Source organism: Actinospineispora eucalypti, assembly GCF_039543365.1.
GTDB lineage: Bacteria > Actinomycetota > Actinomycetes > Mycobacteriales > Pseudonocardiaceae > Pseudonocardia > Pseudonocardia eucalypti.
The window spans coordinates 1-20,421 of sequence record NZ_BAABJP010000047.1 but is presented as its reverse complement, the minus strand read 5'-3'; the positions used below and the strand labels follow the sequence as shown (position 1 = coordinate 20,421).

Sequence of the window (20,421 nt, the reverse complement as noted above, 5' to 3'; positions counted from 1 at the left end):
TGACGGTTGAGTTGCCGTTGATCGATGTGTTCGGTCGGGGTGGGGCGACGAAGTCGTCGTGGTACGGGGACTGTCTACCCAGTCGGGATTTCCCGATGTTGGTGGATCTGCATTTGCAGGGGCGGTTGCCGTTGGAGAAGTTCGTGTCCGAGACCATCGGATTGGGCGAGGTCGAGCAGGCCTTCCACCGCATGGAACGCGGCGAGGTCCTGCGCTCGGTGGTGGTGCTGTGATCGAGCACCTGGTCACCTCGGGAACGTTCTCCCTGGACGGCGGCACCTGGGAGGTGGACAACAACGTGTGGCTGGTCGGCGACGAGCACGAGGTGCTGGTCATCGACGCCGCCCACTCCGCCGACGCCATCGCGGGGGCCATCGGCGACCGGCGCTTGGTCGCGGTGGTGTGCACGCACGCGCACGACGACCACGTCAACCAGGCGCCCGCGCTGGCCGACCGCTACCAGGCGCCGATCCTGGTCAACCCGGCCGAGGCCCCGCTGTGGGAGATGACCTGGCCGGACCGTGCGCCCGACGCCGAACTGACCGACGGGCAGGTGCTGAAAGCCGGCGGCGTCGAGCTGCGCGCGATCACCACGCCCGGCCACTCACCCGGCTCCACCTGCCTGTACGCGCCGGCGCTGAACGTGCTCTTCTCCGGCGACACGCTGTTCAACGGCGGGCCGGGCGCGACCGGGCGCTCCTACTCCAGCTTCGACACGATCGTCGCATCGATCCGCGACCGACTGCTCACGCTGCCACCGGAGACCGAGGTGCGCACCGGTCACGGCGACTCCACCCGCATCGGCGCGGAGTCCCCCCACCTGCAGGAATGGCTCGACCGAGGCCACTAAAGCAACGCCAGATGTAGCACACCAGGTGCTACAATGCACCTATGGTGCAGGTCGTACCCGAGCCAGAGAGCATCGGTATCCGAGAACTGCGACAGCACGCCTCGCGGTACGTCGCGCTGGCCGAAGCCGGCCAGCGCGTCCCGGTGACCGTTCGCGGCAGACTCGTCGCGTACCTCGTCCCAGCCGAGGAACCCACCTCCATGTTCGAGCGCCTGAAGGCAGCCGGCCAGGTCCGCGAAGCCAAAGCCAGCCTGTTAGACCTTCTCCCCCCGCCACCGGCCGAACCGGGCGAGAGATCGCTCTCCGATGGGCTACTCGAGATGCGCGACGAGGAAAGATATTGATCTATATTGACACCTCCGCGTTTCTCAAGCTGGTCAAGGACGAGAATGAGTCGCGGGCACTGAACGAGTACCTCGGTGAGCGTGGCACCCGGGACTTCGTCTCGAGCAAACTGCTGACCGTCGAGGCACGGCGCGGACTCCAGCGCTACGCGCCGCATCGGCTACCCCGGCTGGACCTGATGCTCGACGGCGTCACTCAGATCGAAATTTCCGACGCCGTGCTCGAGTCAGCAAGCCGATTCCCGGATCCGACGTTGCGATCGCTCGATGCCATCCACCTCGCCACCGCCCTGCTGATCAGGGACGACATCGAGCTGCTACTCAGCTACGACGATCGGCTGGTCGCGGCGACAGCCGCGCATGGGCTCAAAACCGCCGCCCCGGCCTGACATCCTCACTCCCGGCCCGCATGCGCTCACCCAGATGTTGATGGCCACTGGGGTAGTCCGCGATGCCGGGCCAGTTTGCGGGTCTCGGCGGGTTCCACACACAAGAAGCTACCGCTTCCCGTCCTAATTCAATCTCTGTTGACAAAGTCCGCCGAGCTCCGGTTAGACTGCGCTCGGCAATTAATTCAACAGAGAGGGAAATTATGTACGCGGTGGTTCGCCGGTATCGCACCGACTCCGTGGCCGACCTGTTCGGGCGGGTCACGCCGGAGCTCGCGGACAGCATCCCGGACCAGGTGGGCGCCCTGCTCTATGCGGCCGTGGACATCGGGGACGGCGACGCGATGACCGTGATGCTGTTCCCCGACGAGTCGACCGCGCTCGCCGCGGGCGCGGTGGCCGCCGGGATGGAGAAGCGGATGGGCAGCGCGATGCGCCTGGAGGTGGGCGAGGTCAACCGGGGGCCGGTGGTAGTGGGGCGGGCCAGGGTCGGGGTGCTGGAGCCGACCAAGGTCTGATCAGCACGGGCGGCGGCGCAGGGTGAAGGGGGTGGCGACCAGCACCAGCGCCGCCGCCACGCCGAACGCGCCGCCGAAGCCGAACGCCTGGGCGACGGCGCCCAGGCCGAGCGCCCCGACGCCGGTGCCGGCATCGTAGGCGATGTTCCACACCGCGCTGGCGTGGCCGTAGCGGGCCGGGCCGGCGGCGGCGAACAGCGCCACCAGCGAGTCGTTCTGCACCAGGCCGAAGCCGAGGCCCACCAGCAGCGCCCCGCCGGAGAACACCCCGACCTCGGCCAGCCCGGCGGGCGCCTCGGCGCTCACCGCGAAGACCTCGACCAACATGCCGACCAGCGTGAATGCGACCCCCGGGGCGAGCAGCCGGCCGCCCAGCGAGTACCGGTCCACCAGCTCGCCGGCCACCAGCCGCCCGGCCAGCGCACCGACCGCCGTGCCGAACAGCGCCACGGTCACCGCGCCCGCCTCGGCGACCAGCGGCAGGAAGGTGACCAGCCCGCCCTGCGCGGTGGCGCAAGCCAGCATCGCCACCACCGGCCCGGCCGTCACGGCCCACCCTCCCGGCCCTGCCCGCCCGAATCCGCCGGCCGCACTGGCCGCCCGCCCACCCTCGCCCCGCCCCGCCGAAGGGGCGGCCCGAGCGACGGCCCGCGCCGGCGGACCCAGGAACGGCACCAGGGGCAGGGCGAGCAGCGGCGACGCGCCGAGCGCCAGCACCACCGGGAAACCCAGCCGGTCCACGCCGGTGACGCCCAGCGGCAGCAGGGTCAGCTGGGGCAGCCCGATCGCCACACCCAGCCAGGCCGACGCCCGGCCGTGCTCCCCCGCCGGCGCCAGCTCCGCGACCAGCGCGGCGCCGCCGACGGTGAGCAGCCCGAACCCCACGCCGCGCACCGCGCTCAGCCCTAGCACCGGGGCCAGCGCGGCGGACAGCGCGAAGGCCGGTGCCGGGGCTCCGACCAGGGCCAGCCCGATGCCGAGTACCCAGCGGTGACCGATCCGGCGCAGCAACCACGGCACGCCGAACTGGCTCAGCACGGTGAACAACATGAACACGCCGGTGCTCGCACCCGCGCCGAAGGCGCCCGAGCCCCCGTGCGCGACCCACAGCGGCACGACCGGCAGAAGCAGCGCGTACCCGCCGAAACCGAGCACCGTGGTGCACAGCAACAGCCGGAACGCGCCCCCGCGAACGCTGCTCTGAGTCCCCATCCCGACCATTACCGTAGTGTCCGTGCGCGACAGATTTCCCGACGAGGACTACCCGGCCGACCCGTACCCGGGCGGGATGCCGGACGGCTCGTTCGTGCACCTGGACGGTCTCGGCCACCGGATCGTGGACGGCGGGGTGCGGGGCGAGCCGTTGGACGACTGGCTGGCCGGGCACGGCGCACCGCCCCTGACCGGCCGGTTCCCGGTGCTGGCCTACGGCTCCAACCGCTGCCCTTCCAAGATCACGTGGTTGCGCGCGGAGCTCGGCCTCACCGGCCCCGTGGTGGTGCTGGCCGTGGTCGCCGAGGGGTTGGCCGCCGTGTGGGCGACCGGGGTGCGCAAACGGGACGGGCAGCGCCCGGCCGTGCTCGCCGCCGCCCCCGGAGTCACCGAGCGGCACTCGCTCTGGCTGGCCACACCGGAGCAGCTGGCTGTGCTGGATGTCTGCGAAGGGCGGGGCGAGCGCTACCGGCTGGCCCGCCTCCGCACCGGTGAGGTGCGCACCGAAACCGGCACGGAGGTCGACCGCCCCTACTGCTACCTGGGACTTCCCCCTCACCGCCGGCCGCTGTTGATGAACGGCGACCCGGTCCGCTGCGAGGAGGTCGACCAGGTGAAGGCCCGTGAACTGATCGGCGCCCCGGCCCCCGACGACGGGCTGACCGCCGATGAGGTGTCCGGGGCGCCGACCAGGGTCAGCCTGGACCCGTCAGGATGGCTGCGGGGCGGATGACTCCCCGCGCGCCACGTTGGCCTTGGCCCCGGGCAGCGGGTGCCCGGCGCTCTCCTTCATCTTGATCACGACGAAGAAGGAGATCAGCGAGGCGACCGCGATGTAGATGCCGGGCAGCGTCGGGTCGTCCAGCTCCACGATCAGATAGGTCATGATCGCCGGCGCCGTGCCGCCGAAGAGCGAGGTGGACAGGTTGTACCCGATGGAGAACCCGCCGTAGCGGACGTCGGTGTCGAACAGCGCCGGCAGCGTGGCCGACATGGTGCCCAGCAGCAGCACCAGCAGCACGCCGAGGATGGCCAGCCCGGCGATCGTGCCGCCCACGGTGCCCCGGCCCAGCAACAGGTACGCCGGGTAGGACAGCACGATCAGGCCGACCGCCGAGGTGACGATCAGCGGCTTCCGGCCGACCCGGTCGGAGAGCGCGCCGATCGGGATGATCACGAACATGATCAGCAACATCATGGCCAGGATGTAGAGCAGTGCGGTGGTGGCCGGCAGCTTGAGCGTGGCCTCCAGGTAGGACGGCATGTGGAACAAGATCGCGTACACCGCGACGTTGTAGAACAGCACCAGGAAGAAGCAGCGCACGATCGGCTGCCAGTGGTGCGTGAGCACGTCCCGCAGCGGCGACTCCGAGACGCTGGCCGCCTCTTCCAGCTGCTGGAAGGCCGGCGTGTCCTCCAGCTTGCTCCGCAGGTAGAGCCCCACGATGCCGAGCGGTCCGGCGATCAGGAACGGGATCCGCCAACCCCACGCGTTCATGTTGTCCGGGCTCAGGCCGGCCTGCAGCGCGGTGACCAGGCCGGCGGCCAGCACGAACCCGCCGGTGGTGCCGAACTCCAGGAAGCTGCAGTAGAAGCCCCGCCGCTTGTCCGGTGCGTACTCCGCGATGAACGCGGCGGCACCGCCGTACTCGCCGCCGGTGGCGAAGCCCTGGACCAACCGGGCCACCACCAGCAGCAGCGGCGCGAACCAACCGACCATCTCGAAGGTTGGCATCAGGCCGATACAGAAGCTGGCCCCCGACATCACCACGATGGTCAGTGCCAGCACCCGCTTGCGGCCGATCCGGTCGCCCAGCGGGCCGAGAATCAGGCCGCCGAGCGGGCGGACCAGGTAGGCCACCGAGAACAGTGCGAAGGTGAGAGCCAGGTTGCTGGCCGAGTCACCGCCGGGGAAGAAATTGTGCGCGATGATCACCGCGACGTAGCTGTATATGCCGTAGTCGAACCACTCGACCAGATTTCCCATGGCCGCCGCGCCGACGGCCTTTCGTACGGTTTTTTCGTCGACCTCGACCGGCTGGCCCGCCTCGGACGTCGTCATTGCCAGCTCCTTATCCGTCATCGGGAACGCCGAGCGCACTCCGGAAAGCCGGTGAACCCACCGTTCCCGTTCCCCTCCATAAGGATTTCCACACCCGGAGTGACGTTCGACACACCGAGTTGTCGACAATCCTACATCCTACAAGCGGAATGGAAAGACCTTCAGCAACCGGATCATGGCCGGGAGGGTACGACGGGGTGAAGTGGGAGCGCGACTTCTGGCGCCGAGGCGGATCAGCCGACGAAGAGGTCCCAGAGCAGATAGGCGTTCAGCACGATGATCACGCCCGCGATGGCCGAGGCCACCAGGGTGGTGAGCCGGCGGTTCACCAGCTCGCCCATGACGTCGGCGCGCCGGGTCAGCATGATCATCGGGACCAGGGCGAACGGGATGCCGAAGGACAGCACCACCTGCGACACCACCAGGCTGTCCGTGGTCGGAAGCCCGAGCCCGAGCACCACCAGGGCCGGCAGCATGGTCAGCGCGCGGCGCAGGAACAGCGGGATGCGCATCCGGATGAAGCCCTGCATGACCACCTGGCCGGCATAGGTGCCCACCGAGGACGAGGACAGGCCGGAAGCCAGCAGCGCCACCGCGAACGCCAGCGCGGCGCCGCCGCCGACCAGCTGGCCCAGCCCGGCGTGCGCCGCCTCGATGGAGTCCACCTCCGATGCGCCCGCGCGCCCGGCGAACAGCGACGCGGCGATGAACAGCATGGACAGGTTGATCAATCCGGCGGCGCCGAGCCCGACGAAAACGTCCAGCCGGGCGAACCGGAGCACCTGCCGGCGCTCCTCGGCGGTCCGCGTCAGCACCCGGTTCTTGGTCAGCGCGGAGTGCAGGTAGACCACGTGCGGCATCACGGTGGCGCCGATGATGCCGGCCGCGAGCAGCACGCTCTCCGAGCCGGCGAAGCTCGGCACCAGCCCGGCGGCCGCCTCGCCGGCCGAGGCGCCCACCAGCAGCAGGTCGTAGGCGAAGCCGAGGAACACGATGCCCAGCAGGCCGGCGATGGCCAGCTCGAACCGCCGGTAGCCGCGCTGCTCCAGCGCCAGGATGCCGAACGCGACCACCGCGGTGATCAGCCCGGCGTGCAGCAACGGCACGCCGAACAGCAGGTTCAGCCCGACCGCCGCGCCGACGAACTCGGCCAGGTCGGTGGCCATGGCGATCAGTTCGGCCTGCACCCAGAGGCCGCGGGAGACCGGCTTCGGCAGGTGCTCGCGGCACAGTTCGGGCAGGTCCCGGCCGGTGGCGACGCCGGTCTTGGCCGAGAGGTACTGCACCAGCATGGCCATCAGGTTGGCCCCGACGATCACCCACACCAGGGTGTAGCCGAAGTGCGCGCCGGCGGTGAAGTTGGTGGCGAAGTTGCCCGGGTCGATGTAGGCCACCGCGGCCACGAAGGCCGGCCCCAGCAGCGCAACCGGCCCGCGCACCCGGCCCCGCGCGCGCAGCTCGGTGAGGGAGGCCGCCCCGGCGGGCGCACTTTCCGCAGAGGTCACCACACCAGAGTTCGGCATGCCTAACTTTAAGCTACGCCCTAGCGAAAACCCAAGTGTGCCCTACCACAACCCCCGCTCGGCGCAACCCCGTCAACCACCCCGGCCTGGCGGGTCGCGGCCTGAGTTTCGTGCCTGGCGGTGCGGTGGAACCGCGGTTCGAAAGACGGCTCGGACGGCCCGGGGGTCGGTCTGCCGCGGCTCGGAACTCGTCCCGCGCGGTTTCGCGGCACTCGGCGCCCGCGCTCGCGCCGATCGATTGGCGCGTGGCGGCCGTCGTGACGGAGTGTAGCGATGTACCGGACCCGTGCTGGCGATTCCGTCGGCAGGCCGCGTCGAGCTCGACACCAGTCTGCTTCGATCTTGAAAAAAGGAGACTGGTGTCGAGCTCGATGAACCGGACGGACCGAACCCGGCCCACAATGCTCACGCTCCGTAACAATGCTGGCGGCCGGGAGCCCAAACCGCGGCAGACCGACTCCCCCGGCCCGTCCAAGCCGTCTTTCGAAACCGCGCCCCACCGAACCGCCGGCCACGAAGCCCGGAACCCGGAACCCGGAACCCGGAACCCGGAACCCGGAACCCGGACAAGGCTCAGTCGACCCGCAACCACATCGCGTCGACCAACTCCGGACCCAGCTGGTGGGTGGCTCCGGAGGCGGCGCGCACCAGGTAGGAGCCGCCGTACGGCGCGCGTTCCAGCAGCTCCAGCCGCTGCCCCAGCTCGATCCCGGCCGCGCTCAGGTGCCGCAGCATTCCGGGGTCGCCGTCGTCCACCCGGACGAACTGCCCGCCCGCCCCGGTCGGCACGGCGGACAGCCGCCGGGCGTTCCACGGGACCAGCCGTCCGTCCCGGGTGGGGATCGGGTCGCCGTGCGGATCCACCGTCGGGTCGCCCAGCCGCTCGGCCATCCGCTCCAGCAGCCGGTCGGAGACCGCGTGCTCCAGCACCTCGGCCTCGTCGTGCACCTCGTCCCAGGCGTAACCCAGCTCGGTGGCCAGGTACAGCTCGATCAGGCGGTGCCGGCGGACCACGCCGAGCGCCACCCGCCGGCCGTTCTCGGTGAAGCTGATCGCGCCGTACCGCCGATGCTCCAGCAGGCCCAGCTCGCCCAGCTTGCGCACCATCCCGGAGACCGACGACGCGGACACACCGAGCCGCTCGGCCAGCCGCGAGGTGGTCACCGAAGCGTCCTCGCGCTCCTCGAACGCGAAGATCACCTTGAGGTAGTCCTCCACCGCCGCCGAGTACCGCTCGGAGTCCACACGGCTTAGCGTAGGCCAGTCTGGCCCGCACACACGGTTCGGCGCTGGCACACGGGCAATTGAGCGTGTGCCAGCACCAACCGGTGTGTGCCGGCCGGGCTCGCGGCCCTAACCGATGGCCGGCCCCAGGCCGAGGGACTGGGGGGTGCTGGCGTCCGGGGACGGCTGGCGCAGGCCCTCGTCCAACGGGCCGAACTCGGTCATCAGGGCGCGACTGCCGCCCCACGGGGTCTGCTCCTCGGCGATGAGCGAGTTGGTGGTGAGCAGCAGCCCGGCCACCGAGGCACCGTTGCGCAGCGCCGCCCTGGCCACCCGCAGCGGGTCCACGATGCCCAGTTCGATCATGTTCCCGTAGCGGCCCTCCAGCGCGTCGAAGCCCTCGTCCACGTCCATGGCCGACACCCGGGCGACCACCTCCTGGCCGGGGTAACCGGCGTTCGAGGCGATCAGGTAGGCCGGCTCGGTGAGTGCCCGGCGCACGATGTCCGCGCCCACCGCGTAGTCGCCGGCCAGATCCAGCCCGTCCAACGCTTGCTCTGCGTGCACCAATGCAGCACCGCCACCGGCCACGATGCCCTCGGCCATGGCCGCACGGGTGGCCGACAGCGCATCCTCCACCCGGTGTTGCAGCTCGTTCAGCTCGGCCGGGGTGGGCGCGCCGACCCGGATCACCGCGATCTTCCCGGTGAGCGCGCCGATCCGTTCGGACAGCACGTCCTCGTCGATGCCGTACTGCGCCCGGCCCATCTCCGACCGCAGCTGCGCCACCCGGAACGCCAGCTGCTCGGCCGAGCCGGCGCCGTCGATGATCGCGGTGACGTTGTCGGTCACCCGCACCTGCCGGGCCCGGCCCAGGTGCTCCACCTTCATCGTCTCCAGGGAGAACGACGAGTGCTTGGACAGCACCGCCCCACCGGTGATCGCCGCGATGTCCTCCAGCTTGTGCAGCCGCCGGTCGCCGAACCCGGGCGCGCGCACCGCGCAGGAGCGGAACGTGCCGTTCACGTGGTTGTGCACCAGCATGGACAGCGCGGTACCGGTGACGTCCTCGGCGATCACCAGCAGCGGCCGCCGGTCGGCCCGCATGATCTGGTCCAGCACCGGCATCAGCTGGCGCACCTCGGTGATCTTCTGGTCGGAGAGCAGCAGGTACGGGTCGTCCAGCACCGCCTCCAGCCGTCCCGGATCGGTGACCAGGTAGGGCGACAGGTACCCGTTGTCGAACTCGAAGCCCTCCACGAACTCGACGTCCATGCCGATCGCCGGCGCCTCCTCCACCGACACGATCCCGGTGTCGCCGACCGCGTGCAGGGCGCGCGCGATCACCTCACCCACGCTCGGGTCGTCGTTGGCCGAGATGGCCGCCACGTGCGCCAGGTCGGACTCACTGCGCACCGGGTGCGCAACCGACTCCAAGTGTGCAACCAGTTTACCGACGGCGACATCGATCCCCCGTTTGACCAGCACCGGGTTGCCCCCGGCGCCGATCGCCTTCATGCCCTCCCGGACGATCGCCTGGGCCAGCACGGTGGCCGTGGTCGTCCCGTCCCCGACCACGTCGTTGGTCTTGATCGCGGCCTCTTTGACCAGTTGCGCGCCCATGTTCTCGAACTGGTCGGGGAGGTGGATCTCGCGCGCGATGGTGACCCCGTCGTTGGTCACCACCGGGCTTCCGGTGATCTTCTCCAGGATGACGTTGCGACCCTTGGGCCCCAGGGTCGACTTGACCGCGTCGGCCAGCTTGTCCACGCCGGCCCGCAGCAGCGTGCGGGCCTCCTCGTCGAAACGCAGCTCCTTGGCCATTACGGCACCAGCACCGCGCGGCCGCGTACCCGGCCGTTGTCCAGGTCGTCCAGCGCCTCGACGGCGTTGTCCAGCGGGTACTGCCGGGTGTGCAGGGTGACCTTGCCGGCCTGGGCCAGCACCATCAGCTCGGCCAGGTCGTTGTAGGTGCCGACGATGTTGCCGATGACGTTCTTCTCGCCGGCCACGAAGTCCAGCGTGGGGGCCTTGAACTCGCCGCCGTAGCCGATGATGAACTGCGCGCCGGCCGGCGCGGTCATGGCCCAGGCGTCCAGCTCGGCGCCCTGCTCGGCGACGAAGTCGAACACCACGGTGGCGCCCCCGCCGGTGAGTTCTTGTACGGCGGCCACATGCGAGCCGTCGGCCAGGACCGTTTCATCGGCCCCGATCTCCCGCGCCAGCGCCAGTGCGTCCGGGTTCCGGTCCACTACGATGATCTTCGTCGCGGTGAGCGCGGCCAGGCACTGGATGCCGATGTGGCCCAGCCCGCCGGCGCCCTGCACCACCGCCGACGTGCCCGGATAGAGCATCGGCACCGACTTGCGCACCGCGTGGTAGGCGGTGATGCCGGCGTCGGCCAGCGCGGCCACGTCGGCGGGCCGGGTGTCCGGGTTCAGCTTCACGCACGCGCGCGCGGTGGTGCGCAGGTACTCGGCCATGCCGCCGTCGTTGTCGGAAAGCCCGGGGAAGAACGCGTTCTCGCACTGCATGTCCCGCCCGGACCGGCAGGCCAGGCACAGCCCGCAGGACGGCTGCGGGTGCAGGATCACCGTGTCGCCCACGGCCACGTTGGTGACACCCGCGCCGACCTCGGCGATCCAGCCGGCGTTCTCGTGGCCGATGGTGTACGGCAGCTCCGGGGCCATCGCCTCGGCCCACTGGCCCTCGATGATGTGCAGGTCGGTGCGGCAGACGCCGGCCCCGCCGATCTTCACGATCACGTCCAGCGGCCCCTGGATGGTCGGGTCCGGAACCTGCTCCACCACCGGCTGCTTGTGGTAGTCGTGCAACCGCACCGCTCTCATCGCGACTCCTTGACCATGTCTGGGTAGCGGGCGGCCAGCAAACTCAGGCACTGCCCGGTGTTGGCTTCGATGTTGACCCGGGTGCTGCGTACCCGGCGCAGATGCAGCGGAACCCCGTCCGGGGTGATCGGCGCGCCGTGCTCGTCGACCAGCAGCGCCGCCTGGTCGTCCGCTGGAATGCCCAGCTCACGGCGGCGTTCCCGGAGCCTTTCCCGGTCGTCGGTCGGCGGAACATCACCCAGCGTGGCGCGCGCCAGGTCGTCCGGGGTGAACCCGTCCGCGAGCAAGGGCCGGGCCACCCGGTCCTGGCCGGCCAGCATGGCCTTGCGGATGAAGAACGCCCGCAGCTCGTGCAGCTCGTCGACCGCCTCGCCGTCGAAGGTGCGCACGAAACCGGCCCGCGCGGCCACGCCCTCGTTGATCGTCGGCGCGGCGAAGTGGTCCTCCAGCACGATCTCCGTTTGCGTGACGCCGGGAACGGCGGACACCGCGTCGTAGGCGTCGGCGACCATCAGGAAGGCGAAGTTGGGCGCGCAGAAGAACGTGGGCAGGCGCAGCCGCACACGAGCCACGCCCGCGCCGGACACGGTGGCTTCCGAGACGAACTCCAGCTCGACGATGGAGGTGTCCAGCTCGGGGTCGCGCACCGTGTCCAGCGCGGCGATCACGTCGGCGTGCGTGGTCACGCCAGCTGCTCGGCCGGCGCTTCGGGCTGCTTCGGGATCTCGGGCGCGGGGAGCTGGCACTCCGCCGGCACCGGGATGTCGTACAGCTTGGCCGCGTTCAGCCCGAGGATCTTCTTCCGGCTGGCGGTGGTCAGCCTCGGGTAGTCGTCGAACGCCTCGTCGTCCGGCATCTGCCAGTCCACGAAGCCCTCCACCTGCCACTTCGGCGTCCAGATGTTGTAGTCGCCGCCGAAGGTCATCCGGTCCTCGCCGACCCAGAACAGCAGCTCACCCATCACCCGGGCGAAGAACTTGGGCCGGGCGTGCATCAGCGCGCCGATCACCACCGAACAACCGGCGTACACGTTCGGCTCCTGCACGGCCATGTAGCAGAAGTCGTCGATGCGCGGGATCCCCGCGTGCTCCACGATGAAGTTGAGCGCCGGGAAGTCGGTCGCCGCCTGGTCCACGTCGGCGGCGTCGAAGGCGTCCTTGTCCAGCGGCCAGATGGTCGGGCCCTTGTGGACGTGCTGGTTGCGGATGCCCAGCTCCTGGCAGCGCTCCAGGAACCGGTACGCCTCCGGGTCGGTCAGCTTCCAGCCGCGCGAGCCCTCCCGCCACTCGGCGCTGTAGAGCTTCACGCCCTTGAGGTTGTACCGCTTGTGGTCCTCCTCCAGCTGCTTCAGGCCGGCGTCCCCGTCCCTCGGGTCCCAGCGGCCGTTGGTGATGAGTTTGTCCGGGTACTTCTCGGTGAGGACGTGGTTGCGCGCGGCGGTGTTGAACCCGGTCCGGTACCACTCGGTCAGATAGGTGGACTGGAAGATGGCCACGTCCACATGGCCGTCCACGAACATGTCCTGCACGAACCGGTCCTCGGAGACCTGCACGAACTCGTCCCATTCCCAGTGGGTCTCCGGCGGGGCCAGCTGGTGGTAGCCGTAGAAACAGTCGATCCAGCCCTTGGCGTAATTCTCCGCGCCGGGCACCCAGTTGCCCCGGCTGGCGTCCCAGAAATGCGCGTGGGAATCGACCACGAAGTACTTCTCACCATCTTTTTCGTACATGACTCACGCCCCCTTGGCGGTGAGGTCGAAACCGATGTAGTCGGCCGCGTCCTCCGGATTGGCAAACATGATCGTCCGGTCGTCCTCGTGAATCATCCGGCCGTAGTGGGTGGACATGTTCTCCTCGAACTCGGCCGCGTCGAACCAGCCCTCTTCCTCGCCCGCGGCCTCGTCGATATCGGCGTAGACCACGTCGAACCGGCCCTTGCCGTCCACCCGGATCATGGAAGGGAGCGGGGTCACCGTGACGTTGTCCAGCTTTTGCATAACGCTGGCCACGACCGCCCCGACCTGGTTGTTCATCAATGTGAAGCCACACATGTTGGATGCGGTGTTGTCCGCCTTGAACGGGCTTTCCACCGTTTTGAACGTGGTCACTGTGACAGCTCCTTCGGTACGTCCAGGCCGAGTTCGGACAGAATTCCGGTGAACCGTTTCTTCGCCCGGTCCAAGGAGTCCTCGAATCGCGGTGGTTTGTTGTCGGGCAACGACCACAGCGGTTGCATCGCGCGGGCCGCTTCCAGGCATTGCGGCACCCAGTTGGCCAGCCAGCCGTTCATGATTTCCACGTTGTGCGCGGCGAACTCCTTGTCCACGACCCGCGGCTGGAACATCGCCACACTCATCCGCAGGTCGCGCTGCGAGTAGTCGTACTCGCCGACGCCCACGACGGTCGGGGTGACGAAGTCGCCGTTGCCGGCGGCGCACTGCTGCACCAGGCCGCTGCGGAACAGCTCGCCGACCAGCGGCTCGAACACCACATTCGCCGCGAAGATCGACTCACCCCAGTCGTCCTCCACCGCGGTGAGCGCCTCGGTCACCCGGCGGGCGCCCTGCCAGACCGGGTCCTCGTTCCAGGCCTTCAGGTGTGCCGCGCCGTCGAACCCGTCGATCTCCTCGGTCAGGGTCAGGTTGTACAGGGCCAGGTCCTGGGCGAACCGGATCTTGTGCATGCCGTTCACGGCTATGGCGGTGTTGTGCATGTTGGTCGGGCCGGAGCGGTTGGCGTGACTGAACACGTACAGGCCGAGGATGTGCTCGATGTGCATCCACGCGCCGACGTGGTTCTCCACGAAGTGCACCCAGTTCGGGTTCCACTGCTCGAACGCCTTCTCGCTCCGGGCGTTCTCGATGTTCTGGTTCACCTGCCGGACGACGTTCGCGCCGTACCGGTAGAGGGTCATCTCCCACTCTTCGTTGGGGTCGCGGAACTCGTGCCAACCGTGCGCCGGCCAGACCAGGTCCTTGCCCCCGCCGCCGGTGCCCACGCCCCGGTTGGGCTCGGGGTTGTCCACGCCCCAGGCCTTGAGCTTGGTCCAGTTCAGCGGGTAGCCCCGCGAGCCGTCGGCGAACCCGTAGATCCAGCCCTGGGACAGGTAGTGCCGGGGGTCCGGCTGCACCTCGACGGTGACGTCCTCGTAGTGCGACTGCTTGCGCTTGGCCGGCGTGAAGTAGTTGTACCTTCGCGCGTTCGAGTCGGGAAACTCCTTGGCCCCGGCCTCGGCGTCGGTGAACTGGACCTTCGGCACGGACCGTGGCTGCGTGGCGGTCATGGCTTGTCTCCGGCTTCTCCGGTGGTGGTGAACTTGTCGTAGTAGATGCGTGATTCGTCGACGCCCAGCCGGCTCAGCAGCGGCATGGCCGCCTCGACCATCGGCGGCGGGCCGCAGACGTAGGCGTCCCGCCCGGTGAGGTCGCCCTCCCGCTGCCTGACCACGTCGGTGATCAGGCCGGTCTCGCCGTCCCACTCGTCCTCGGAAAGCGCCGGGACGTACCGGAACCCCGGCAGGGTGCGCTCCAGCTCACGCAGCTCGCCCTCGAAACACAGGTCGGCCCGGGTGCGTGCGCCGTAGTAGAAGGTGGCCTTGCGGTCGATGCCCCGCTCGGACATGGACCGCAGCAGGGACAGGATCGGCGCCATGCCGGCCCCGCCGCCGAGGAAGACCAGCTCCGCCTGGTGGCTCTCCCGCAGCGTGAACACCCCGAACGGGCCGGCGAGCTCCAGCCGGTCACCGAGTTCGATCTCGGTGTCCAGCCGCTCGGAGAACAGCCCGCCCGGGTACACCTTGATCACGAACTCCAGCTCGCGGCCGCCCGGCGTGTTGGCCATGGAGAACGAACGGTGCTCGTCGGTGCCCGGGACCCGGATGTCCACGTACTGCCCGGGGAAGAACTTGATCTCTTCTGGTTGCTCGAGGCGCAGCACCAGCCGGCGCATGTCCCGGGTGACCGGCTCGTTGGCGACCACGGTCGCGGTGGCGCTCACGATCGGCAACCCGGACCTGATCATCTCCTCGTCGTAGTTGAGCAGCTCGATGGTGAGGTCCTCGTACGCGTGCGCCCGGCAGAGCAGGGTGTAGCCCTCTTCCCGCTCGTAGTCGGGCAGCGCGAACGTGGAGTACCGGTCCAGCTCCACGTCCTCGCCGTCGAGAATGAACGACTTACAAGCGGCGCACTGCCCTTCCTTGCACCCGTGCATGAGCATGACGCCCTGCTCGGCCGCCGCCCGCAAAATCGTCTGGTCCTCCCCGACAGTGATCTCCACCCCCACCGGCTCAAACCGCACCACATGCCGATCGCCCATCCCCAAACTCCCTATGTCGCTGATTTCCCCAGCTCATATCGCGGGTTCGACCAGTTCATGTCGCTGGTGAAATCAGCGACATGACGTGGTCAAACCCGCGATATGGGGCTGGGTTAGGGGGTGGGGTTGGCCGGGGCGGGGCGGCCGGCGGGGCCTTGGCGGCGGTAGTCGGCCACGAAGGCGTCCCGCTGCGCGTCCGTCATCTCGTTGAAGAGGACGTTCGGGCTCTGCAGGGGTGGGCACCGGCGCAGGTGGTCGAGCGTCCACATCTTGGACGGGTCCAGGTTCAGGTGCGGCTGGGCGGTCATGGTCTTGCCGTCGTCGCGCACGAAGCCCATGTCCGCGACCACGTCGGCCCAGTTCCAGCCGTGGTACAGGGTCTCCCACTCGCGGTGGCCGACCAGCCGGCCCATGTTCGGCGTGTTGCGGCCCTGGTAGGTGGGCCGGAACGCGGTGACGTCGGTCCACTTGCAGGTCTCGCTGCAGTAGGTGCGGTGCACGCCGTCCACCTCAGCCGTGCAAATGTCCTGCCGGATCAGGCAGGGCACCATGCAGGTCCAGCAGCGGTTCGGGTACACGTAGTCGACGTCCTCGAAGACGATCGGGTTGTGTCCGTTAGGCGTGGACAACCGGTTGTAGTTCTCCCACCACTTTCCGTATCGGTCGTACCAGCCCGGGTACTTGTACTCGAACCATTCGAAGTCTTCGTCGGTCATCGGGTCGATGCGCCAGTAGTTGGCCAGCCAGCCGGTGGCGAAGAACTGCGCCACCTCGTGCACGTAGCCCTTGTGCCAAATGCGGTTCCAGGACTCCTCGATGAGGTCGTGCGGAATTACCAGGCCGTACTTCTCCAGCGGCACAAGGTACGAGCGGTAGTAGTCGTCGTAGATCCACCGCCGCCACATTTCCGCGTACGATTCGCGGTCCTTGCGGCGGTCCTTGGTGCCGTACTCGATGAATGTGCCGATCGCGGCGTCAACCACCGCGTGATTGTTCCACCACGCATAGCGCAGGTCACGCTCGAGCAGTTGGTGGTTGGCCTCGTCGGAAAGCGCCATGAGCAGCGTGGCGTAACCGTTGGAAATGTGCCGCGACTCGTCGGACTGCACCGAGTGGAACACCGTCGGCAACAGGTAGTCGCCGTTCGCCGCCGCCTCCGCCGGCATGGCCACGAACAGTGTGTTGGTGAACGCCGTCTCGGCCACGATGGTGAGGTAGATGCTGGCCGCGGTGATGGCGTCACCGGTGATGAAACCCTCGGCGAACTGCCGGCCGATCGTCCCGCAGTAGTCGTTGTGGAAATTCCGCAGGCTCGAGTTGAAACCCGCCGGGTCGATGTAGTTGTTCATGTAGAGGCGCTTGAGGTTCTGCTGGATCGTGGAGTGCCGAACCTCGTCGATCATCTGAATGGCCTGGCCGTTGTGCAGCTCCGGGTTGGGCACCGTGTGGAACAGCATCGGCATCGACCGGGCGGCCGAGATCTCCGGCAGCGGAATGATGGACAGGAACAGCTTCTGCCATTCCAGCCAGCGTTCCTGCACCTGGCGGAACATGTTGCCCCGGATGGCGCCGTCCTGCGCGCCGTAAACCCGGTGGTCCTTCTCTTCCTGCATCGGGAAATAGGACCGCAGCACCTGCTTCAGCGGGTCCTTCTTCTGCGCCTTCTGGAAGGTGTAATCGGTGCCGTACTTCTGGTACGGCGTGTGGTACATCGGTTCCCAGGAGAGTTCCTGGATCTTCTGGTGAGCCCTTGCCACGCTCTGGCGACTCATGGCCACTCCTCTACCCGTACGCGGGTGGGTCCGGACGCTCGCCGGCCTCGTGCCTCAAATCACACCGGGCGTTCGCCTATCGAGCGGTCTCATCATGAGACGCTTATGCGTTCTCCCTCGCCCTACCGTTCTTGACGTGTTCCCGGTACCGTCGAGCGGGCGAGGAGGCCCTGTTTGCCCGGCGCACCCACACCACCACGCACCTCGCGGCCGTCCACCAGCCGCGAGCTGGCTCGTGCGCGAGAACAGTTCCTGACCGAGTCCGAGGCCGCCGTGCGGCCGGGCGTGGTCCGCGAGCCGATCCTGGCGTCCTGGATCCGCTCGCGGGACTACCGCGTGTCCGCCGAGCCGTTCGAGCTGCCCTACGAGGCCGCCCCGGCCCGCGCCGACCTGCTCACCGACAGCGCGAACAAGATCATGGCCGAGGTCGGCGAGCAGTTCTCCGGCGAGTCGGTGAGCCTGATCCTGACCGACGACGAAGGCGTCGTGCTGGAGCGCCGCACCGGTGACAGCAAGCTGCAGAGCCACCTGGACCGGGTCTCGCTGGCCCCCGGGTTCAGCTATGCGGAACGGTTCGCCGGCACCAACGGCATCGGCACCGCGCTGCAGGGCAAGGCACCGGCGCAGGTGTTCGGGCACGAGCACTATGTGGAACACCTGGAGGAACTGGCCTGCGCGGGCGCGCCGATCCACCACCCGACCAGCGGCAAGGTGCTCGGCGTTGTCGACCTGACCTGCTGGCGGGCGGACGCCAACCAGGTGATGGTCACCGCCGCGTCCAGCATCGCGCGCAGCATCGAGGAGGCGCTGCTGGACCGCACCGGCCGCCGCGAGCAGGCGCTGCTGCAGGACTACCTGCGCACCTGCCAGCGCAGTCGCGGCCCGGTGGTGGCACTCGGCCACGACCTGGTGATGCTGAACGACGCCGCCCGCGCACTGATCGACCCCCGGGACCAGCTGACCCTGCTCGGGCTGGCCACCGACGCACTGGCCACCGGCAAGGTCACCCAGTTCGACTGCCCGCTGCCCACCGGTGTCACGGCCCGGGTGCAGTGCCGGCCAAGCTGGAGCGACGCCTCGGTGATCGGCGGTGTGGTGCAGGTGCGGCTCTCCGCCGCCGAGACCCTGCCCGCCGGGCCGGCCGCGCCGCCCGCACTGCCCGCCCCGCGCGGCGTCCTGCCCGGGATGGTGGGCAGCGGAGCGCTGTGGACCAAGTGCCGCAACGAGGTCGGCCGGCACTTCCGGTCCGGCGAATGGCTGATGCTGGAGGGCGAGCCCGGAACCGGCAAGCTCACCGTGGCCAGGGCGACCCACCTGGCGAACACCCCGGGCGGACACCTGCGGGTGTTCGACGCTGACACCGCGCCCACCGATCCGACCTGGTTGGACAGCGTGCGCGAGGAGGTCCTGGAGGCCAGGGGCACGCTGATCCTGCGCCACGTGGACCGCCTGGCCGACGACACCCTGGACGCGCTTACCGACCTTTTGGTCGGCGCCGATCGGCCCTGGGTGGTGGCCACCCGGCAGGCCACCGGGCCGGCGTCGGCCCCGACCGGCCAGGGGTGGCCGGCGGCCCGCGAGGACAGTGCCGCGCTGGAGCGGTTCGCCGCCCGGTTCCCTCGCTCGGTGCGGGTGCCCCCGCTGCGCCACCACATCGACGACGTGCGCGAGCTGGTGCCGTTCCTGCTCGGCCGGCTGACCCGGCGGTCCGGCCTGCGCTGCTCGCCGGAGGCGATGCGGATCCTGCTGCGCAACCGCTGGCCGGGCAATGTGGAGCAGCTCTACCAGGTGCTGCGGAAGATCGTCGCGCAGCGGCGCACCGGGGTGATCACGCCCACCGACCTGCCCGCCGAGGTGCAGGCGACCAGCCGGCGGGTGCTCACCACGCTGGAGTCGCTGGAGTGCGACGCGATCATCGCCTGCCTGCGCGGGCTGGACGGCAACCGGGCCGAGGCGGCGCGGCACCTGGGCATGTCCCGCGCCACCATCTACCGCAAGATCCGCGACTACGGCATCGCGATTCCCGCTACGAAGGCTTAGAGCGCCCGGCAAATGAGGGGTTCGATCAGGGAGCGGGGTCCAGGTGGATGGATCGCAAGGCGGAGGAGGGAGGCATAGCGGAGCTATGTCGACCGACGACAACGCCGCGAGGCATTCACCTGGGCGCCGCGAGCCGGATCCCTCATTTGCCGGACGCTCTTAAGCCTCACCGAACATCGCGGCGCGGATCCGGGCCAGCTCGTCGCGGGTCTGCTCGGAGGCCTGCCGGTTGCCCTCCGGCGCCGGCTCGATCCCGAGCGCGCGCAGCAGGGCGGCGGCGTGCTCCCCGGGGTCGCCCGCGTCACCGAAGGTCGGGTGCAGGCCCTGGTCGGCCAGGTGGTGGAACACCAGGTTGACCACCGTCCAGGGGTTGTAGCTCTCCGGAGCCGCCATTCCCCCACCCTCGACCCGCCCGCTCGCACCGGCCGTCTCATCTTGCGACGCACCGGTCGGGAACCGGTGGCCCCGTACACTCGACTGAGTGACTCTCAGTGCGAGATCGGTTAGCTAGGTATCGATGTCACACTTGTTCGAGGCCGCGCACCAGCTGCGCTGGCTGGTCCCGATCTCCCGTTGGACCCCACTGGTCGCGCTGCTCGGCGTCGCCTTCGCGCTGCTCGGCTGGCGACCGCTGGCCAGGTGGGCCAGGTGGTACCGGCTGCCCACGCTCGGCGCCCTGCTCGCCCTGGCCGGGGTCGTTGCGCTGACCCTGTCGCCGAGGGGTTGGTACGGCAACCACCGCTCGCTGGCCGAATGTGTACCCACCGAGTGGTGGCAGCTGGCCAGCTCGGCGGCCGGGGTCGGCGGCAGCGCGGAGAGCATCCTCAACATCGTGCTGTTCGTCCCGCTCGGGTTCTGCCTGGTCATGGCGTCCAGGCGGGTGATGTGGCCGGCCGCGCTGATGGCGTCGATGCCCATCGCCATCGAGCTGCTCCAGGTGGTCGTGCCCGGCCGCCAGTGCTCCCCCCGTGACTGGCTGGCCAACGCCCTCGGCGGCCTGATCGGCGTCACCGCCGCCGCCCTCACCCGCCACATCCTCCGCCGCCGCGCCCGCCGCCACTCCCCGATTCAGTCACCCCAGCACCCTGATTCAGTCACTTCAGCACTCTGATTTAGTCACTTCAGCACTCTGATTCAGTCGGTTCAGCACTCTGATTCAGTCACTTCAGCACACCGATCGGCCAAGCACCCCCGCCAGAAGTGACTGAACACCCCGCCAGAAGGCACTGAATCAGCGGGAGGGGATCGGCGGGAGGGATCGGGGGACTGTTCCAAGATCGGTGTTTCCGGCCCGACGCGCCGGGCTGAGGTCCGGCGAGATGGGC

General features: G+C 69.1%; 20 protein-coding genes and 1 pseudogene. 8 read left to right on the top strand and 13 right to left on the bottom strand.

Going from position 1 to position 20,421, the window contains the following annotated elements; all coding sequences use genetic code 11:
• The 5 genes and pseudogenes from ABEB12_RS34420 to ABEB12_RS34400 all read left to right on the top strand — a co-directional run.
• A pseudogene (locus ABEB12_RS34420) lies at positions 1-233 on the top strand (S-(hydroxymethyl)mycothiol dehydrogenase); the annotation flags it as partial.
• Complete coding sequence (locus tag ABEB12_RS34415) at positions 230-850, top strand: MBL fold metallo-hydrolase (RefSeq protein WP_185063719.1); 621 nt, start codon at positions 230-232, stop codon at positions 848-850. The pseudogene ABEB12_RS34420 and the gene ABEB12_RS34415, both read left to right, overlap by 4 nt.
• A gap of 41 nt (positions 851-891) precedes the next feature.
• Positions 892-1,194 carry a type II toxin-antitoxin system prevent-host-death family antitoxin gene (locus ABEB12_RS34410; RefSeq protein WP_185063718.1) on the top strand — a complete coding sequence of 101 codons (303 nt, stop codon included), beginning with the start codon at positions 892-894 and terminating at the stop codon, positions 1,192-1,194.
• On the top strand, positions 1,191-1,583 hold the full coding sequence (locus ABEB12_RS34405) for a PIN domain-containing protein (protein ID WP_185063717.1): 393 nt from the start codon (positions 1,191-1,193) through the stop codon (positions 1,581-1,583). The genes ABEB12_RS34410 and ABEB12_RS34405 overlap by 4 nt, the downstream gene beginning before the upstream one ends.
• A gap of 212 nt (positions 1,584-1,795) precedes the next feature.
• Positions 1,796-2,101 (top strand): hypothetical protein, encoded by a 306-nt coding sequence (locus ABEB12_RS34400; RefSeq protein WP_185063716.1) that lies wholly within the window; start codon positions 1,796-1,798, stop codon positions 2,099-2,101.
• Here the strand turns inward: ABEB12_RS34400 and ABEB12_RS34395 are convergent, their stop codons facing one another.
• On the bottom strand, positions 2,102-3,313 hold the full coding sequence (locus tag ABEB12_RS34395; protein WP_185063715.1) for an MFS transporter: 1,212 nt from the start codon (positions 3,311-3,313) through the stop codon (positions 2,102-2,104).
• Between the two features lie 22 nt (positions 3,314-3,335).
• Here ABEB12_RS34395 and ABEB12_RS34390 point away from each other — a divergent pair, with 22 nt between their 5' ends.
• A complete protein-coding gene (locus ABEB12_RS34390) occupies positions 3,336-4,046 on the top strand; it encodes a hypothetical protein (RefSeq protein WP_185063714.1) in 711 nt (236 codons plus the stop codon).
• Here ABEB12_RS34390 and ABEB12_RS34385 read toward each other — a convergent pair.
• The 11 genes from ABEB12_RS34385 to ABEB12_RS34335 form a co-directional block, all read right to left on the bottom strand.
• A complete protein-coding gene (locus ABEB12_RS34385; protein WP_221498468.1) occupies positions 4,023-5,375 on the bottom strand; it encodes an MFS transporter in 1,353 nt (450 codons plus the stop codon). The genes ABEB12_RS34390 and ABEB12_RS34385 overlap by 24 nt on opposite strands.
• A 233-nt stretch (positions 5,376-5,608) precedes the next feature.
• Positions 5,609-6,880, bottom strand: a complete 1,272-nt coding sequence (locus ABEB12_RS34380) for an Nramp family divalent metal transporter (RefSeq protein WP_345703389.1) — start codon at positions 6,878-6,880, stop codon at positions 5,609-5,611.
• 591 nt (positions 6,881-7,471) lie between these two features.
• The gene (locus ABEB12_RS34375; protein WP_345703388.1) at positions 7,472-8,143 is read right to left on the bottom strand and encodes a metal-dependent transcriptional regulator; all 672 of its coding nucleotides are present in this window, start codon (positions 8,141-8,143) and stop codon (positions 7,472-7,474) included.
• Positions 8,144-8,251: 108 nt separating this feature from the next.
• Positions 8,252-9,946, bottom strand: coding sequence for a chaperonin GroEL (groL, locus tag ABEB12_RS34370; RefSeq protein WP_185063711.1), 1,695 nt, complete (start codon positions 9,944-9,946; stop codon positions 8,252-8,254).
• The gene (locus tag ABEB12_RS34365; protein ID WP_185063710.1) at positions 9,946-10,971 is read right to left on the bottom strand and encodes an alcohol dehydrogenase catalytic domain-containing protein; all 1,026 of its coding nucleotides are present in this window, start codon (positions 10,969-10,971) and stop codon (positions 9,946-9,948) included. Before ABEB12_RS34365 ends, groL begins: the two co-directional genes overlap by 1 nt.
• The gene (locus tag ABEB12_RS34360; protein ID WP_185063709.1) at positions 10,968-11,657 is read right to left on the bottom strand and encodes an iron-sulfur cluster assembly protein; all 690 of its coding nucleotides are present in this window, start codon (positions 11,655-11,657) and stop codon (positions 10,968-10,970) included. Before ABEB12_RS34360 ends, ABEB12_RS34365 begins: the two co-directional genes overlap by 4 nt.
• On the bottom strand, positions 11,654-12,700 hold the full coding sequence (locus ABEB12_RS34355) for an amidohydrolase family protein (protein WP_185063708.1): 1,047 nt from the start codon (positions 12,698-12,700) through the stop codon (positions 11,654-11,656). Before ABEB12_RS34355 ends, ABEB12_RS34360 begins: the two co-directional genes overlap by 4 nt.
• A gap of 3 nt (positions 12,701-12,703) precedes the next feature.
• Positions 12,704-13,078, bottom strand: coding sequence for a propane 2-monooxygenase effector subunit MimD (mimD, locus tag ABEB12_RS34350; protein ID WP_185063707.1), 375 nt, complete (start codon positions 13,076-13,078; stop codon positions 12,704-12,706).
• On the bottom strand, positions 13,075-14,253 hold the full coding sequence (locus tag ABEB12_RS34345) for a ferritin family protein (protein WP_185063706.1): 1,179 nt from the start codon (positions 14,251-14,253) through the stop codon (positions 13,075-13,077). The genes mimD and ABEB12_RS34345 overlap by 4 nt, the downstream gene beginning before the upstream one ends.
• Positions 14,250-15,284 (bottom strand): FAD-binding oxidoreductase, encoded by a 1,035-nt coding sequence (locus ABEB12_RS34340; RefSeq protein ID WP_185063705.1) that lies wholly within the window; start codon positions 15,282-15,284, stop codon positions 14,250-14,252. The genes ABEB12_RS34345 and ABEB12_RS34340 overlap by 4 nt, the downstream gene beginning before the upstream one ends.
• Before the next feature lie 113 nt (positions 15,285-15,397).
• Positions 15,398-17,056: a ferritin family protein gene (locus ABEB12_RS34335; RefSeq protein WP_185063704.1), complete on the bottom strand. Its 1,659-nt coding sequence runs from the start codon at positions 17,054-17,056 to the stop codon at positions 15,398-15,400.
• Positions 17,057-17,230: 174 nt separating this feature from the next.
• Here ABEB12_RS34335 and ABEB12_RS34330 point away from each other — a divergent pair, with 174 nt between their 5' ends.
• Positions 17,231-19,096 carry an AAA-type ATPase lid domain-containing protein gene (locus ABEB12_RS34330; RefSeq protein WP_185063703.1) on the top strand — a complete coding sequence of 622 codons (1,866 nt, stop codon included), beginning with the start codon at positions 17,231-17,233 and terminating at the stop codon, positions 19,094-19,096.
• A gap of 159 nt (positions 19,097-19,255) precedes the next feature.
• On the opposite strand, the gene ABEB12_RS34325 is transcribed toward ABEB12_RS34330, so the two are convergent.
• Positions 19,256-19,489, bottom strand: a complete 234-nt coding sequence (locus tag ABEB12_RS34325) for a hypothetical protein (RefSeq protein WP_185063702.1) — start codon at positions 19,487-19,489, stop codon at positions 19,256-19,258.
• 124 nt (positions 19,490-19,613) lie between these two features.
• On the opposite strand from ABEB12_RS34325, the gene ABEB12_RS34320 reads away from it, so the two are divergent.
• On the top strand, positions 19,614-20,207 hold the full coding sequence (locus ABEB12_RS34320; RefSeq protein WP_185063701.1) for a VanZ family protein: 594 nt from the start codon (positions 19,614-19,616) through the stop codon (positions 20,205-20,207).
• The last annotated feature ends 214 nt before the right edge of the window (positions 20,208-20,421 follow it).

Bases quoted from the DNA above. Each gene is read 5' to 3' on its own strand.
- ABEB12_RS34385 (WP_221498468.1), bottom strand. From the start codon at position 5,375: ATGACGACGTCCGAGGCGGGCCAGCCGGTCGAGGTCGACGAAAAAACC.
- ABEB12_RS34320 (WP_185063701.1), top strand. From the start codon at position 19,614: ATGTCACACTTGTTCGAGGCCGCGCACCAGCTGCGCTGGCTGGTCCCG.
- groL (WP_185063711.1), bottom strand. From the start codon at position 9,946: ATGGCCAAGGAGCTGCGTTTCGACGAGGAGGCCCGCACGCTGCTGCGG.
- ABEB12_RS34345 (WP_185063706.1), bottom strand. From the start codon at position 14,253: ATGACCGCCACGCAGCCACGGTCCGTGCCGAAGGTCCAGTTCACCGAC.
- ABEB12_RS34335 (WP_185063704.1), bottom strand. From the start codon at position 17,056: ATGAGTCGCCAGAGCGTGGCAAGGGCTCACCAGAAGATCCAGGAACTC.
- ABEB12_RS34410 (WP_185063718.1), top strand. From the start codon at position 892: ATGGTGCAGGTCGTACCCGAGCCAGAGAGCATCGGTATCCGAGAACTG.
- ABEB12_RS34325 (WP_185063702.1), bottom strand. From the start codon at position 19,489: ATGGCGGCTCCGGAGAGCTACAACCCCTGGACGGTGGTCAACCTGGTG.
- ABEB12_RS34365 (WP_185063710.1), bottom strand. From the start codon at position 10,971: ATGAGAGCGGTGCGGTTGCACGACTACCACAAGCAGCCGGTGGTGGAG.
- ABEB12_RS34340 (WP_185063705.1), bottom strand. From the start codon at position 15,284: ATGGGCGATCGGCATGTGGTGCGGTTTGAGCCGGTGGGGGTGGAGATC.
- ABEB12_RS34355 (WP_185063708.1), bottom strand. From the start codon at position 12,700: ATGTACGAAAAAGATGGTGAGAAGTACTTCGTGGTCGATTCCCACGCG.
- ABEB12_RS34395 (WP_185063715.1), bottom strand. From the start codon at position 3,313: ATGGGGACTCAGAGCAGCGTTCGCGGGGGCGCGTTCCGGCTGTTGCTG.